12 protein-coding genes and 1 pseudogene are annotated in these 14,163 nt (G+C 66.8%); 7 read left to right on the top strand and 6 right to left on the bottom strand.

What is annotated here, in order from left to right; genetic code table 11:
- The first annotated feature begins 5 nt into the window (after nucleotides 1-5).
- Complete coding sequence (locus tag ACQCSZ_RS11385; protein WP_427008081.1) at nucleotides 6-3,017, top strand: bifunctional [glutamine synthetase] adenylyltransferase/[glutamine synthetase]-adenylyl-L-tyrosine phosphorylase; 3,012 nt, start codon at nucleotides 6-8, stop codon at nucleotides 3,015-3,017.
- Between the two features lie 235 nt (nucleotides 3,018-3,252).
- Here the strand turns inward: ACQCSZ_RS11385 and ACQCSZ_RS11380 are convergent, their stop codons facing one another.
- Nucleotides 3,253-4,641, bottom strand: a complete 1,389-nt coding sequence (locus tag ACQCSZ_RS11380) for an IS1182 family transposase (protein ID WP_427008300.1) — start codon at nucleotides 4,639-4,641, stop codon at nucleotides 3,253-3,255.
- A 241-nt stretch (nucleotides 4,642-4,882) separates the two neighbouring features.
- Between ACQCSZ_RS11380 and ACQCSZ_RS11375 the strand changes: the two genes are divergently transcribed.
- The 5 genes from ACQCSZ_RS11375 to ACQCSZ_RS11355 all read left to right on the top strand — a co-directional run bounded on the left by ACQCSZ_RS11375 (nucleotide 4,883) and on the right by ACQCSZ_RS11355 (nucleotide 8,516).
- The gene (locus ACQCSZ_RS11375; protein WP_427008080.1) at nucleotides 4,883-6,403 is read left to right on the top strand and encodes an amino acid ABC transporter substrate-binding protein/permease; all 1,521 of its coding nucleotides are present in this window, start codon (nucleotides 4,883-4,885) and stop codon (nucleotides 6,401-6,403) included.
- A complete protein-coding gene (locus ACQCSZ_RS11370; RefSeq protein WP_427008079.1) occupies nucleotides 6,400-7,149 on the top strand; it encodes an amino acid ABC transporter ATP-binding protein in 750 nt (249 codons plus the stop codon). Before ACQCSZ_RS11375 ends, ACQCSZ_RS11370 begins: the two co-directional genes overlap by 4 nt.
- Before the next feature lie 68 nt (nucleotides 7,150-7,217).
- Nucleotides 7,218-7,634, top strand: a complete 417-nt coding sequence (locus ACQCSZ_RS11365; protein WP_427008078.1) for a VOC family protein — start codon at nucleotides 7,218-7,220, stop codon at nucleotides 7,632-7,634.
- Nucleotides 7,635-7,739: 105 nt separating this feature from the next.
- The gene (locus ACQCSZ_RS11360; RefSeq protein ID WP_427008077.1) at nucleotides 7,740-8,255 is read left to right on the top strand and encodes a GNAT family N-acetyltransferase; all 516 of its coding nucleotides are present in this window, start codon (nucleotides 7,740-7,742) and stop codon (nucleotides 8,253-8,255) included.
- A gap of 18 nt (nucleotides 8,256-8,273) precedes the next feature.
- Nucleotides 8,274-8,516 carry a VOC family protein gene (locus tag ACQCSZ_RS11355; protein WP_427008076.1) on the top strand — a complete coding sequence of 81 codons (243 nt, stop codon included), beginning with the start codon at nucleotides 8,274-8,276 and terminating at the stop codon, nucleotides 8,514-8,516.
- A gap of 130 nt (nucleotides 8,517-8,646) precedes the next feature.
- Here ACQCSZ_RS11355 and glnA read toward each other — a convergent pair whose 3' ends face one another.
- On the bottom strand, nucleotides 8,647-10,071 hold the full coding sequence (gene glnA / locus ACQCSZ_RS11350; RefSeq protein ID WP_427008075.1) for a type I glutamate--ammonia ligase: 1,425 nt from the start codon (nucleotides 10,069-10,071) through the stop codon (nucleotides 8,647-8,649).
- 297 nt (nucleotides 10,072-10,368) lie between these two features.
- Here glnA and ACQCSZ_RS11345 point away from each other — a divergent pair, with 297 nt between their 5' ends.
- The gene (locus tag ACQCSZ_RS11345; protein WP_427008074.1) at nucleotides 10,369-10,806 is read left to right on the top strand and encodes an RDD family protein; all 438 of its coding nucleotides are present in this window, start codon (nucleotides 10,369-10,371) and stop codon (nucleotides 10,804-10,806) included.
- 148 nt (nucleotides 10,807-10,954) lie between these two features.
- Here the strand turns inward: ACQCSZ_RS11345 and ACQCSZ_RS11340 are convergent, their stop codons facing one another.
- From ACQCSZ_RS11340 to lipB, 4 genes and pseudogenes are all read right to left on the bottom strand, one after another.
- A complete protein-coding gene (locus ACQCSZ_RS11340) occupies nucleotides 10,955-11,329 on the bottom strand; it encodes a DUF3817 domain-containing protein (protein WP_427008073.1) in 375 nt (124 codons plus the stop codon).
- Between the two features lie 217 nt (nucleotides 11,330-11,546).
- Nucleotides 11,547-12,308 (bottom strand): DUF4191 domain-containing protein, encoded by a 762-nt coding sequence (locus tag ACQCSZ_RS11335; RefSeq protein WP_427008072.1) that lies wholly within the window; start codon nucleotides 12,306-12,308, stop codon nucleotides 11,547-11,549.
- Nucleotides 12,309-12,398: 90 nt separating this feature from the next.
- Nucleotides 12,399-13,405 (bottom strand): annotated as a pseudogene (lipA, locus tag ACQCSZ_RS11330) (lipoyl synthase).
- Nucleotides 13,402-14,127 carry a lipoyl(octanoyl) transferase LipB gene (gene lipB, locus ACQCSZ_RS11325; protein WP_427008071.1) on the bottom strand — a complete coding sequence of 242 codons (726 nt, stop codon included), beginning with the start codon at nucleotides 14,125-14,127 and terminating at the stop codon, nucleotides 13,402-13,404. Before lipB ends, lipA begins: the two are co-directional and overlap by 4 nt.
- Between the last annotated feature and the right edge of the window lie 36 nt (nucleotides 14,128-14,163).

Genomic DNA, 14,163 nt, shown 5'->3' with positions numbered 1-14,163 from the left:
CCCCGGTGAGCCTGGCCCGTCGCCTCATTGCCGCCGGTTTCAGCGACCTGGAAAAGGGCGAACGGTTCCTGGCTGCCCCGGAGCTGGAAGGCCTGGACCAGGAAGCCCTGTTCGCCGGGCTGCAGCTGGCCGCGAGCCCGGATACCGCCCTGCAGTCGCTGGTCCGGCTGATCGAGAAGCACCCGGACCTGCGGAAACTGGCCGTGGCGGAGCCGGAGACCAGCGAGCCGCTGTACCGGGTGCTGGGGGCTTCGGAGGCGCTGGGCGAATTCCTGATCCGGCATCCGGAACACCTGGACGTCTTTGACGTGACGGCCAGCCCGGAGCCGCAGGCGGCCGACGCCGGGGTGCTGCGGGCCCGCCTGCTCCAGTCCGTGCGGGCCGATCCCAAGACCGCCCGGCCGGTCGCGGCACTGTCCGGGCAGGAAGCCTACGCGGCGCTCCGCACCGCCTACCGCCGGGGCCTCGTGGAGCTTGCCGTCAAGGACCTCTGCGCCGCCGATCCGCTGGACTTCATGCCCGCCGCGGGGGCTGAACTGGCAGACCTGGCCGGTGCCGCCATCGAGGCCGCCCTGGCGGTATCCCGGGCCGAAGCGGCCGGGCAGTTCAGCGCCGCCGAGGTGGCCGACGTCGGGCTCGCCGTGATCGGCATGGGCAAGTGCGGTGCCCGGGAGCTCAACTACATTTCCGACGTCGACGTCATCTACGTGATCGAATCCGGCGGGCTCGAGGATCCCCGGGCGAACGCCGTCGGCTCGGCCCTGGCCGCCGGCATCTCGCGGGCCATCATGTCCACCAGCCGCGAACCCGGACTGTGGGAAGTGGACGCCAACCTGCGGCCCGAAGGGAAATCCGGGCCGCTGGTCCGGACCCTGGCCTCGCACGAGAGCTACTACGCCCGCTGGGCCGAAAGCTGGGAATTCCAGGCCCTCCTGAAGGCCCGGACCATCGCCGGTGACACGGCGCTGGGCGCCCGCTATGAGGCCGCCGTCGCCCCGCTGATCTGGTCCTCGGCGGGCCGCGACGGTTTTGTCGAATCCGTCCGTTCCATGCGCCGCCGGGTGACCGAGCATATCCCCGCCGACGAAGAGCAACGGCAGATCAAGCTGGGCCGCGGCGGGCTGCGCGACGTTGAATTCACCGTCCAGCTGCTGCAGCTGGTGCATGGAAAATCGGATGAATCGCTGCGCTGCAAGGACACCACCTCGGCCATTGCCGCGCTGTCCGCCGGGGGCTACATCGGACGCTCGGACGCCGCCGAATTCGACCGTGACTACCGCTACCTGAGGCTGCTCGAACACCGCATCCAGCTGTTCCAGCTGCGCCGCACCCACCTGATGCCGGTCAAGGAGGAGCTGCTGCGCGCCCTGGCCAAGGCGGTGCTGGGGCCCTTGTCCACGCAGCGGCCCAAGCCCGACGCGCTGGTCGCCGCCTGGCGCCAGACCAAGCGTTCCGTCCGCGAACTGCACGAACGCATCTTCTACCGGCCGCTGCTCAACACCGCCGCAGCGCTCAGCAGCGAAGAGGCCCGGCTGAGCCCGGAAGCCGCGCAGGGCCGCCTCGCCGCCCTGGGCTACCTCGATCCCCCGGGCGCCATGCGGCACATCGAGGCCCTCACCGCCGGCGTCAGCCGCCGCGCCGCGCTCCAGCGGCAGCTCCTGCCGATCCTGCTGGGGTGGCTCGCGGACGGCGTCGACCCCGACGGCGGGCTGCTCGCCTTCCGCCGGGTCAGCGAGGCGCTCGGCACCACCCACTGGTATCTGGGCATGCTCCGGGATTCGACGGCGGCGGCCGAGCGCCTGTGCCATGTGCTCGCCAACTCGCGGCTGATCGCGGACCTCCTGGAGGTGTCACCCGAATCGGTGGCCTGGCTGGGCACGGACAAGGAACTGGCGCCGCTGAGCTTCGAGGCGCAGTGGCAGGAGATCGCCTCGAAGATGTCCCGGCATGCGGATCCCGAGAGCGCCATGCGGCTGATCCGCCTCATCCGGCGCCGGGAGATCCTCCGGATTGCCATTGCGGACAGCGCAGGCCTGCTGGACCAGGACCAGGTGGGCGCGGCCCTGGCCGACACGGACCGTGCCGCGGTCCTCGGCGCGCTCCGCGTCGCGGAGACCGTGGTGGCCGCGGGGGAGCCCCTGAAGACCCGCGTGCTCGTGGTGGCCATGGGACGGCAGGGCGGCCGGGAGATCGGCTACGGCTCCGACGCCGACGTCGTGTACGTGCACCGCGGGGTGCCGGGAGTGCCCGAGGCCGAGGCGCAGCACCAGGCGGCCCAGATCGTCGGGCGGCTCTCCAGCCTGCTGACCCAGCCGCTCCGGCCGGCCATCCTGGCCGAACGCGTGCTGACGATGGATGCGGACCTGCGTCCGGAAGGAAAGAACGGGCCCATAGTGCGGTCCCTGGAGTCCTACGCCGAGTACTACCGCCGGTGGTCCCTCGTCTGGGAGGCCCAGGCGCTGCTGCGGGCCCGGCCGATGGCCGGCGACGACGGCCTGGCCGCCGACTTTGTGGCGCTGATCGACCCGATCCGCTACCCTGCGTCCCTCCCGGAGCAGGACGCGCGGGAAGTCAGGCGGATCAAGGCCAGGGTCGAGGCGGAGCGGCTGCCGCGCGGGGCCGATCCCGCCCGGCACCTCAAACTGGGCCGTGGCGGCCTGAGCGACGTCGAGTGGCTTGCCCAGCTGCTCCAGCTCCAGCACGCCGGGAGGCATCCGGAGCTGCGGACCACCTCCACCGTCGAGGCGCTGGAGGCCGCGGCCGGACTCGGACTCCTGGCCGCGGGGGACATGGCCATCCTGCTCGAGGCCTGGCGGCTGGCGAGCAGGATCCGCTCGGCCAACGTGGTCTGGACGGGCCGGGCTTCGGACCTGCTGCCGTCCTCCCGGCGGGACCTCGAGGCGGTGGCCCGCTGGTGCGGCTACGGGCAGGGCAATGCGGCCGCGCTCGAGGAGGAGTACCTGCGGCTGGGCCGCCGGGCCCGGGCCGTTTTCGAGCGGCTGTTCTATGGGCGGTAAGGCCGCCCCCTTGGACTTTCCCCGTCCGCCGGAGAATGCGGGTAGCCTCTAGGTGCGTGGGTCGGTAGTGGTTTGACGGTTCCGCTGGTTTGAGTCGTGATGGTCCAGAGGCCGGCCGCCTTTTCGTGGAAGGGGGCCGGTCTCCGGGCGTTTTCGCGGAAGGAAGCCTGGGAGGCTCCCGCGGGGCGCGGTCCGGTGCTGCAGGTTTGATCCCGGGGCATCGTCCCGGCCGTGTTCAGGCCGTGGCGGTGCGGTAGGTGAAGAGTTTGAGCAGGTTGTGGCAGCCGGCCATCAGCTTCCATTCCCCGGATGCCTTCTCCAGCCCGCGCAACAGGACATGCTTGCCCTGGCGGGTGTTGATCTGTCCGAAGACCGGTTCGACGATGGCTTTGCGCCGGGCATAGACCGCTTTGCCCTTCTTCGTTTTCAGTTTCCGGGCCATCCGCTCGGCCAGGGTCGCGTCCGCCGGGATCCTGCCCCTGGGCGAGTCCGGGACCGGGCGTCCGTGTTTCATCCGCCGGGTGGAGATGAAGAACTCGGTGCCGGCGCCGGCTTCGAGGTCTTTGACGTGTTCCAGGTTCGCTGCCGAGCAGTACCCGGCGTCGGCGCTCCACTTCCCGGGCATGGCTTCCAGGGTGTCCTGCGCGTTCTTGACCATCGGGACCAGTTGCTGGACGTCCACCGCGGTGTTGGTCAGTTCGGTGGCAACGATGACCTGGTGATCTTTATCAACGACGCCCTGGGCGTTGTAGCAGTAGTGGTAGGAACCGTCCGCGGTCTTCATGATCCTCGCGTCGGGGTCGGTGAAGTTGCGCTGGGCGGTGGGCTTGGGCACCGCCGCGGCAGCGGCGGCATCGCCCTTGCCCGAGACATCGTCGTCATCGTCCCCGCGGGACCGGGCCTTCTCCTGGGCCTCACGGCGGGCCCTGTCCGCGGCCTCGGCCTCGATGGATGCCCGGGCGGTCTTCATCGCCTCGGCGCGCCGGGCCCGGTTGGCCAGTTCGGCCGGGAGTTCATCGCCGCGTTTGCCCGGCCCGAAGCGGGCGTCCTCGGCCGCGTCCACGGTCTTGGCCTCCGCCATCAGGTCGCTGATCTCATCGGCCAGGACCTTCTGTTTCTCCGTCAGCCGGGCATAGCTCATGGCCTTGTGCCGGGAGGCGTTGGCACGCACCTTCGTCCCGTCCAGTGCGACATGGCCCAACGAGACCATGCCCGCGGCCCGGCAGAGCTCCAGGGCCTGGAGGAACACGTTGGCCAGCGCCGCGAGGTGGCGTTCGCGGAACCGGGCGATGGACCGGAAATCCGGGGCCTGCTGGGCGGCCAGCCAGCGGAACGCGACCACGTCCGTGCAGGATTTTTCCAGTTCCCGCGAGGACCTTACCCCGACGCAGTACCCGTAGAGCAGGATCCGCAGCATCAGCCGCGGATCATACGGCGGCTGGCCCTTGGCCTTGGCGTAGGAGGCGTGGAACCGGGTCAGGTCCAGTTCCCCGTCGACGAGTTCGGCGATGAACCGGGCCAGATGGCCCTGGGGCAACCATTCATCCAGCGACGGCGGGACCAGCATCACCGCATCGGGCTCGAAGGCCTTGAAGCGTTTGTTGACCCCGCCGTTGGCATCCATCGGCACATCGGTGGGCTGCCCGACCCGCTCCACGAGCGACTCGTCGAACAAACCATCCTGCGCGGAAGAACCGGTATCCATACCCCGATTCTCCCAGCCACCCCCAACCGGCCCCGGTTAATCTGCCGGCGTTTTAAAAACCGGCACCCTCACTACTGACCCACGCACCTAGAGGTACTTTGCCGGTTTTCTGAGCCCGGCTTCCGCACCTTATCCGCCCAATAACAAGGGGTTTTTACTCTTGCCTAGAATCCAGCAGACCGGGGCCGCCAGGCCGCGGACCGCCACGGTCATCGGAGCATTGCTGGCACTTGCCGCAATGTTCTTCGGTGCCGCCGGCGCCGCGGGCGCCGCAGCACCACCAGCCGCCGCACCACCAGTCACAGCAGCGCAGGCCGGCGCAGCGCCGTCGAGCCTTTCCGGAAAGACGTTCGTCATCGGCACGGACACCACCTTTGCGCCGTTTGAATTCCGAGACGCCGGGGGTGAGCTGACCGGCATCGACATGGACATCATCCGCCAGATCGCCAAGAGCCAGGGATTCGCCGTCGAAATCAAGTCCCTCGGCTTTAACGCCGCCCTGCAGGCGCTCTCATCCAACCAAGTGGACGGCGTCATTGCCGGCATGTCCATCACGGAACCCCGCAAGCAGATCTACGACTTCTCCGATCCCTACTTCGAGTCCGGCGTCCAGATGGCCGTCGCCAAGTCCAACTCGGACATCAAGGGCTACCAGGATCTAAGGGGCAAGACCGTCACGGCCAAGACCGGCAGCGAGGGCGAAACGTTCGCCAAATCGATCGCCGACCAGTACGGCTTCACGGTCAAGCCCCTGGACCAGTCGGCCACGATGTATGAGCTCGTGAAGTCCGGCAACGCCGTCGCCGTCTTCGACGACTACCCGGTGCTGGCTTACGGCATCAGCCAGAACAACGGGCTGAAGTCCGTCACGGAGAAGGAAAAAGGCGGCTCGTATGGCTTCGCCGTGAACAAGGGCAAGAACCCGGAGCTGCTGAAGGCGTTCAACACGGGCCTGGCGGAAATGAAGTCCAACGGCCAGTACCAGGCCATCCTGGACAAGTACCTCAAAGACCGTGCGACGGCAGCCCAGTCCAGCTTCTGGGAGCTGCTGGCCAACAGCTTCCCGGCCCTCCTGAAGGGCCTGGGCAACACCGTGCTGGTGACCGCGATCTCCTTCGCTGTCGCCATGCTGATCGGCCTCTCCATGGGTTTCCTGAAGATCTCCACCAACGTGCTGCTGCGCGGCATCGCCACTAGCTACGTAAGCGTCTTCCGCGGAACGCCGCTGCTCGTGTGGGCGTTCTTTTTCTACTTCGGCATCCCGCAGCTGACCGGACAGCCGATCGACATCTGGGTGGCGGGTGTGCTGACGTTGAGCCTTAACTCCGGCGCCTACATCACCGAGATTGTCCGCGGTTCGATCCAGTCCGTGGACCCGGGCCAGCTCGAGGCCAGCCGCAGCCTCGGCCTCGGCTACGCCAAGTCGATGCAGAAGGTGGTGGTCCCGCAGGCCTTCAAGATCATGACGCCCTCATTGATCAACCAGCTGATCATCATGCTCAAGGACAGTTCGCTGTTGCTCGTCATCGGCTTCGCCGAACTGCTCTACCAGGGCCAGCAGATCTACGCAGGCAATTTCCGGATCACCGAAACCCTGCTGATCGTTGCCGTCCTGTACTTCGTGGTCATCATGCTGCTGACCAAGCTGGCCAACGTCGCGGATAAGAGGTTCAACAAATGAGTACGGCAGTCACTGCACCCAGCAAGATCTCCGTCAAGGCCCTGAAAAAGTCCTTCGGGTCCAACGAAGTGCTCAAGGGCATCAACGCCGAGGTCGCCGAAGGCGAGGTTGTCTGCGTGATCGGTCCCTCGGGCTCCGGCAAGTCGACCTTCCTGCGCTGCCTGAACAAGCTTGAGGACATCACCGCCGGGCACGTCACGGTGGATGGCTTCGACGTGACCGATCCCAAGGTGGACATCAACGAGGTCCGCCGGCACATCGGCATGGTATTCCAGCACTTCAACCTTTTTCCGCACATGAGTGTGATCGAGAACATCATGCTCGCACCGGTCGAGTCCAAGAAGCAGGGCAAAGCGGAGGCCCGGGCCACCGCCCTGACGCTGCTGGAGCGCGTGGGGCTGGCCGAGAAGGCAGACGCCCGCCCTGCATCGCTCTCCGGCGGCCAGAAGCAGCGGGTTGCGATCGCCCGGGCCCTGGCGATGAACCCGGACATCATGCTCTTCGACGAGGCCACCTCGGCCTTGGACCCGGAAATGGTGGGCGAAGTGCTGCAAGTCATCAAGGACCTGGCCGGCGAAGGAATGACGATGGTGCTGGTCACTCATGAGATGGGCTTCGCCCGGGAAGTCGCGGACCGTGTGCTGTTCATGGCGGACGGCGTCATCTGCGAGGAGGGCCGTCCGGAGGAAATCTTCGGCAACCCCAGGCAGCAGCGGACCCAGGACTTCCTGTCCAAGGTCCTCTAAGGTCCTCTGACATCCCGACGGGGGCGTTCGGGGCTGACACCCGGAGCCCATGATGCTACTTTGGGCGCATGGCCAAGCAACTTTACCTGAACCTGCCCGTCAAGGACCTCGACAAGTCTGTTGCGTTCTTTACCGCCCTGGGTTTTTCCTTCAACCCCGACTTCACCGACGAAAATGCCACCTGCATGATCGTCAACGACGACGCCTTCGTGATGCTGCTCAAGGAAGGCTTCTTTACGACCTTCACCTCCAAGCCCATCGCGGACACCGCCGGCAGCACCGAGGCCATCATGGCCTTCTCCGTGGAGAGCCGCGAGGCCGTCGACGAGACGGTCCGCAAGGCCCTCACCGCCGGCGGCACGCCGTCCCAGGAGGCCCAGGACTACGGCTTCATGTACAACCACAGCTTCCAGGACCCGGACGGGCACCTGTGGGAAGTCATGTGGATGGACCCCGCCGGCCCGCCGGCCGACGCCGCGCCCTGACCCGCACCGTTTAAGTCACGGGGCCGTGCCGGATGCCGGGGCGTTTTCCAGGGCAGCCCGGCCGCTGCGCCTTCCGGGGCGTCCCCGCCTGGGTAGGCTCGATCCATGGCAGAAAATGTGTGGCTGATCCCGCTGGAGAAGCTCGATGACGACGCCCGGGCCGTCAAACTGGGGGAGATCGCGGAGCTTGAGGTTACCCCAGAGCAGCGGACGTTCGTCGGCGATCCGCTGCGCATGATGCTGGTGGCACTCGAAGAGGAATCCCGCTACCCGTTCGTCGTGGACTCCAACGGCAGTGCGGTCGGGGTCCTCACGCTGCAGTCCGGCGCGGCGACCCTGTCCGGCTGGGCGGATGACGATTCGGTCTGGCTGCTCCGCGGCTTCCTGATCGACCACCGGCAGCAGGGCAAGGGCCTCGGCACCCTCGCCGCGGTGGCGGCCGTCCGGGCGGCCGCCCGGCTGACGGCGGCCCTCGGCGGGGGACAGGCCGGCGTCGTACTGTCCGTCAACGAGCTCAACCCGGCAGGGCAGGCAGCGTACCGCAAGGCCGGTTTTGAGGACCGCGGGCAATACCTTGGCGGCGGCGCCGGCCCTCAACGGACGATGTACCGGGCGTTCTGAACCGGCGCCAGGCCGGCAGTGGCGCAGCACGGTGAGGCCGGCGGGGTTGACAGCGCGATCCTGCCCTCGCGGGACGGCCAGCCGCGGGCCGTCCCCATCATCCGTGTTGCAGACCTCGACGCGACGCTCGCCGAAGTCGAGGCCAAGGGAGGCCGGATCGTCGTCCCCGCCTTCGAGCTCGGCCAGCTGGGCAAAGCCTGTTACATCACCGACCCGGCCGGGCTGCTGCTGGGATTGCATTATTACCACCCGGCGGAGTAGCGCAGGTCCGGCCGGGCACAGCAGGAAGACAACCAACGCGAAGACAGCAAAAAAGTCCGCAGGGGCTGCCGTTCCCGGCAGTCCCTGCGGACTTCTTGCGGACTAGGAAGTTCCCGGCCCGGCGATCTTGCTAGACGCCGTAGTAGAGCTCGAACTCGTACGGGTTCGGGCGCAGCGAGAGCGGGCGGATCTCGTACTCGTACTTGTACTCGATCCAGGTGTCGATCAGGTCCTGGGTGAAGACGCCGCCGGCCTGGAGGAACTCGTTGTCCTCGGCCAGGGCGTCCAGGGCCTCTTCAAGCGTTCCGGGAGCCTTGGGGATGTCCTTGGCTTCCTCGGCGGGCAGCTCGTAGAGGTCCTTGTCGATCGGAGCCGGCGGTTCGATCCGGTTCCGGATGCCGTCGATGCCGGCCATCAGCTGGGCAGCGAACGCCAGGTACGGGTTCGAGGACGGGTCCGGAGCGCGGAACTCGATGCGCTTGGCCTTCGGGTTGGAGCCCGTGATCGGGATCCGGATACCGGCGGAGCGGTTGCCCTGCGAGTAAACCATGTTGACCGGAGCCTCGAAGCCCTTGACCAGGCGGCGGTATGAGTTGACCGTCGGGTTGGTGAACGCCAGCACGGCCGAGGAGTGCTTCAGCAGGCCGCCGATGTACCAGCGGGCCATGTCGGACAGGCCGGCGTAGCCCTTCTCGTCGTAGAACAGCGGATCGCCGTTGGTCCACAGCGACTGGTGGCAGTGCATGCCCGAGCCATTGTCGCCGAAGACCGGCTTCGGCATGAAGGTGACCGACTTGCCCCAGGCATCAGCGGTGTTCTTGATGATGTACTTGAACTTCTGCAGGTCGTCCGCAGCGGCGGTCAGCGTGGTGAACTTGTAGTTGATCTCAGCCTGGCCGGCGGAACCGACCTCGTGGTGGCTGCGCTCGACCTCAAGGCCGGCTTCGTCCAGGGCGAGGCACATGGCGTCGCGGAGGTCAGCCTGCTTGTCGGTCGGGGAGACCGGGAAGTAGCCGCCCTTGATCGGGGTCTTGTAGCCGAGGTTTCCGCCTTCTTCGGCGCGGCCGGTGTTCCAGTGGGCTTCCTCGGAGTCGATCTTGTAGAAGCTGCCCTGGGGGGAGGACTCGTACTGGACGTTGTCGAAGACGAAGAATTCCGCCTCCGGCGCAAAGAACGCGGTGTCCGCGATGCCGGTGGAGGCCAGGTAGGCTTCCGCCTTCTCGGCCACGCCGCGGGGATCGCGGTGGTACGGGTCGCCGGTGCGGGGGTTCACGATCGAGAAGTTCAGCGCAAGGGTCTTTTCCATGCGGAACGTGTCGAGGAACGCCGTCGTCACGTCCGGGATGAGCTGCATGTCCGACTCGGCGATGCCCTGGAACCCGCGGATCGAAGATCCGTCGAACAGCTGGCCGTTGACGAAGAAGTCGGCGTCGACGCTCTTGGCGGGCACGTTGAAGTGCTGCTGAACGCCAGGAAGGTCGGTGAAGCGGATATCGACGAATTTAACGTCTTCGTCTTTGATGAACTTGAGGACTTCGTCCGCATTCTTGAACATCTATGCTCCTAACGCATATGAAATATCTGGCTCTCAGGCCATGTGGTCCAGCGCAGACCAACAGCGGGGAAACACGAATGTTTGCCCCGTTTCCTGGCCGCTAGCAACTGTTACCACCTTAGGGAAATGGGATTTCCCTACCGTGTCCGCTTTGTTTCCGGCATGTTACAGAATGCCCGGACACCTACGACGGTAGCCGGTGTCCACCCAGTGGCCTATCCGGTTCCACAGTGTGGCCGGGGGAAGTCCACAATGTGACCGGCCAACGGCCATGGCCTTTGCCGATAGTCTTGGAACGTGGTTGATCGCAAAGACATAGGCTCCTGGCTCAGCGGACCGGACACTTCCGGCATTTCGAAGTATCCGGGGGAGCGCCTGGGGCTGCCCGAATCCGGGCCGGGCTCCATCGCCCGTGCCGGGCGGCGGATCCTGGCCCTCTGCATCGACTGGGGGATTGCGCTGCTGATCAGCAACTTCGCCTTCGCCGGCGACCCCTGGGCAACGCTGGCCGTGTTCGCCGTCGAGCAGGCCCTGCTGATCGGCACCCTGGGCTACAGCATCGGCCACCGTGTCCTGGGCATCCACGTGACCAGGCTGGGCGGCGGCCCGGCGGGCCCGCTGGCGGCGCTGGTGCGCACCCTGCTGCTGTGCCTCGTGATCCCGGCCGTCATCTTCGACCCGGACCACCGCGGCCTGCACGACAAGGCGTTGAACACGGTGCTTGTCCGGAGGTAGTCCCCGACGGCGGCAGGTCGCAGCCAGTCCCGCCCGGAAACCCGCAATTTGCCACGAATGGCCGCTATGCACCCCTGCGCAGCGGCCATTTGCGTCAAATGGGCGGGGACGCGGGGCCGTTGTGCGGTGTGCGGTCCTGCGGCGGCTGCTAAACCCCGGCGGTTTCCGCTGCGGTGGCCTCGGCGGGGTGGGCGGCCGGCTGGCCGGACGTGATGCCCAGGTGCCCGTGCCGGCCGGCCCAGCGTTCGAACCACACCGTGGCAAACGGGAAGACGGCGGAGAGTCCGGCGAACAGCGCCACCCGGAACGGCCAGCGCTGCAGGCGCCACAGGCTCAGGGCCGCGATGCCGTAGCAAAGGAAGAACGCCCCGTGGATGGGCCCGGCGATCTCCACGCCAAGCTCGGTGGTCCGCGTGACCCATTTGAGGAACATGCCGGCCAGCAACGCGGCCCAGCTGAAGCCCTCGGCGATGGCCAGCACCCGGAAGATGCGGATCATGGCAGGCGTGGAGGGCAGTTTCATGGGTGTCTCCGGGTTCTGTCCTCGCGGACGTCGTCGGGCGGTCTGAGGGTGGCCCCAGGGCGGTGTCCGTACGGGCGGTCTACGTCGGGCGGTCTACGCCGGGCGGCTCGGCCGGGGCTGGCCGGCCAGCGAAAACGCGCAAAGAAAACGCCCCGGCTGCCGGCCTGAGGAGCCGATACCGGGGCGTTCTGCGCTCATGGCTGAAGCGAGGTCGGGCCTAGCGTCCGCGGCCCGCCTTGCGGTCCGGACGGGCCTTGTACGGATCGATGCCCTTGGGGATGGGCAGCCGCGATCCGAGCGAGGAAATACGCTTCGAGACCGCGCTGACCTCGATCTTGGTCAGTTCGTTGTTCAGCTTGTTCATCGTCTTGGCCACCTGGCTGATGGGCACCTGGCCTTCGCCGCGGCCGCTTTCAATCACGTGGATGGTGACGTTGGGCAGGATGCGCGCGAGCCGCTTGCGTTCGGCATCGACCAGCGGCTTCACCCGGGAGCTGGGGCCTTCGCTGACAAGCACGACGCCGGGGCGTCCGATGGCGCGGAAGACGGCGTCCTGGGTGCGCGGGTTCACGGCGACAGGCTGGTCTTCGGTGATCCAGCCGCGCTTGAGCGTGCCAAGGGCTGCCCCCGAGGCGCCGGGCTGGTTTTCGATCTGTGCGAAGGCGGCGCGCTCCGCGCGGCGGGAAAGGATCAGGGTTGCCCCAAGGAGGCCCAGCGGGATGCCGATGATCAGGCCGGTGATCCAGTTGTCCAGCAGGAACCCCACCAGGAGGCTGACGGCCACGACGCCGAGGAAAGCCAGCAGCATGAGCCACTGGACCATGGGATCGTGGCGGCGGGTCATCTGGAAGACCTCGCCGATCTGCTTCAGCCGGCTCGGCTTCTTGACCTTTGCTTCCTTGGGCTTGCGGGAAAAGAGGCCGCGCTTCGGAGCATCGGAAGCCGGAGTGGAACTGCTGGAATCAGGGGAATTCGCCATAGTGCCTTAATTCTACGCGATTGGTGACTCAGGGCCGGACGCCGGAATCCTCCGGTGCCGGCCCTGAGCCACCATGGGTGACGACTGGATTCAGGAGTGTGCCGCGAGCAGGGTGCTGGCTTCCTGGCGGGTGGTGCCGGAGCTTTCGATGTGGGCGAGGGCGGCCGGGATGTCCCGGCCCTTCTTGCGCATCGCGGTGGCCCAGAGCCGGCCGGCGCGGTAGGAGGAGCGCACCAGGGGCCCGGACATGACGCCGAGGAAGCCGATCTCGTCCGCTTCCTGCTGGAGGTCCACGAACTCCTGCGGCTTGACCCAGCGGTCCACCGGCAGGTGCCGCTCGGACGGGCGCAGGTACTGGGTGATGGTGATCAGGTCGCAGCCGGCGTCGTGCAGGTCCTGCAGGGCCGCGGAGATTTCCTCGCGGGTTTCGCCCATGCCCAGGATCAGGTTCGACTTGGTCACCATGCCCAGCGCCCGGCCCTGCGTGATCACGTCCAGGGACCGGTCGTAGCGGAACGCCGGGCGGATGCGCTTGAAGATCCGCGGCACGGTCTCCACGTTGTGCGCGAACACCTCGGGCTTGGAGTCGCAGATCGCCTCGATGTGTTCGGGCCTCCCGGAGAAGTCCGGGATCAGCAGTTCGACGCCGGTGCCCGGGTTCAGTTCGTGGATCTTGCGGACCGTCTCGGCGTAGAGCCAGACACCCTCGTCGGCGAGGTCGTCCCGGGCCACGCCCGTGACCGTGGCGTAGCGCAGCTGCATCGCCTGGACCGAGCGGGCCACCTTGGTGGGCTCGAAGACATCCACGGGGAGGGCTTGCCGGTGTCGATCTGGCAGAAATCGCAGCGCCGGGTGCACTCGGAGCCGCCGATCAGGAACGTCGCTTCCTTGTCTTCCCAGCATTCGAAGATGTTGGGGCAGCCGGCCTCCTCACACACGGTGTGGAGGCCTTCCTTCTTCACGAGGTTCTTGAGCTGCACAAACTCCGGGCCCATCTGGACCTTGGCCTTGATCCACTCGGGCTTACGTTCCACCGGTGTGGCCGCATTCCGCTGCTCAATACGCAGCATCTTCCGGCCTTCTGGTGCCAGTGTCACAGTAAAACTCCTTCGTGGGTCGCAACTAGGGCTTCTTCATTGTTGCGCAGTTCTTGGGTGATCCGTTCCACGAGGTCGGCGGGGGTGACGTCCCTGCCGAGCTCCCGGGCGATGGTGGTGACCCCGGCGTCGGTGATGCCGCAGGCAATGATCTGGGCGTACGGGCCCAGATCGTTGTTGCAGTTGATGGCGAAGCCGTGCATCGTGGTGCCTTCGTGGACGCGGATGCCGATGGCGGCGATCTTGCGCGCCGGGCCCTTGTCGTCCTCGTCGATCCAGACTCCGGCGCGTCCCTTGATGCGGACGCCGGTGATCCCGTAGTCAGCCAGTACGGCGATGATGACGGCCTCGAGGCGCTCCACGTAGTCGCGGATCCCGGCCGGGTTCCGCAGCTTGATGATGGGGTAGCCCACCAGCTGCCCTGGGCCGTGCCAGGTGAGTTTGCCGCCGCGGTCCACGGCGACCACGGGGGTTCCGTCAAACGGACGTTCGTGGTCTTCGGTGCGTTTACCGGCCGTGTAGACGGCCGCGTGTTCGAGCAGCAGGACCGTGCTGGGCGCCGTTCCGGCGAGGACTTTCTCGTGAAGTTCGCGCTGGATCTCCCAGCCGCGCGTGTAGTCAACAAATTCCGGGGCAAGACCCAGCTGGGTGAACTCAAGAGTCATGGCATCAAGCTTAGTCCCCGCCTGCGGCCGTTCCCGGTTGTGTGCCGAAGCTCTCACTAGGCAGTGACGGACGTCCTGTGGATAACTTCTGCA

This window comes from Pseudarthrobacter sp. H2 (assembly GCF_050157045.1).
In the GTDB taxonomy this organism is placed as follows: Bacteria; Actinomycetota; Actinomycetes; order Actinomycetales; family Micrococcaceae; genus Arthrobacter.
This window is presented reverse-complemented; position numbering and strand designations above follow the sequence as displayed.

Excerpts from the sequence above, each read along its gene's own strand:
- ACQCSZ_RS11380 (WP_427008300.1), bottom strand. The coding sequence starts at position 4,641 with ATGGATGCCAACGGCGGGGTCAACAAACGCTTCAAGGCCTTCGAGCCC.
- glnA (WP_427008075.1), bottom strand. The coding sequence starts at position 10,071 with ATGTTCAAGAATGCGGACGAAGTCCTCAAGTTCATCAAAGACGAAGAC.
- ACQCSZ_RS11335 (WP_427008072.1), bottom strand. The coding sequence starts at position 12,308 with ATGGCGAATTCCCCTGATTCCAGCAGTTCCACTCCGGCTTCCGATGCT.
- ACQCSZ_RS11340 (WP_427008073.1), bottom strand. The coding sequence starts at position 11,329 with ATGAAACTGCCCTCCACGCCTGCCATGATCCGCATCTTCCGGGTGCTG.
- ACQCSZ_RS11360 (WP_427008077.1), top strand. The coding sequence starts at position 7,740 with ATGGCAGAAAATGTGTGGCTGATCCCGCTGGAGAAGCTCGATGACGAC.
- ACQCSZ_RS11370 (WP_427008079.1), top strand. The coding sequence starts at position 6,400 with ATGAGTACGGCAGTCACTGCACCCAGCAAGATCTCCGTCAAGGCCCTG.
- ACQCSZ_RS11365 (WP_427008078.1), top strand. The coding sequence starts at position 7,218 with ATGGCCAAGCAACTTTACCTGAACCTGCCCGTCAAGGACCTCGACAAG.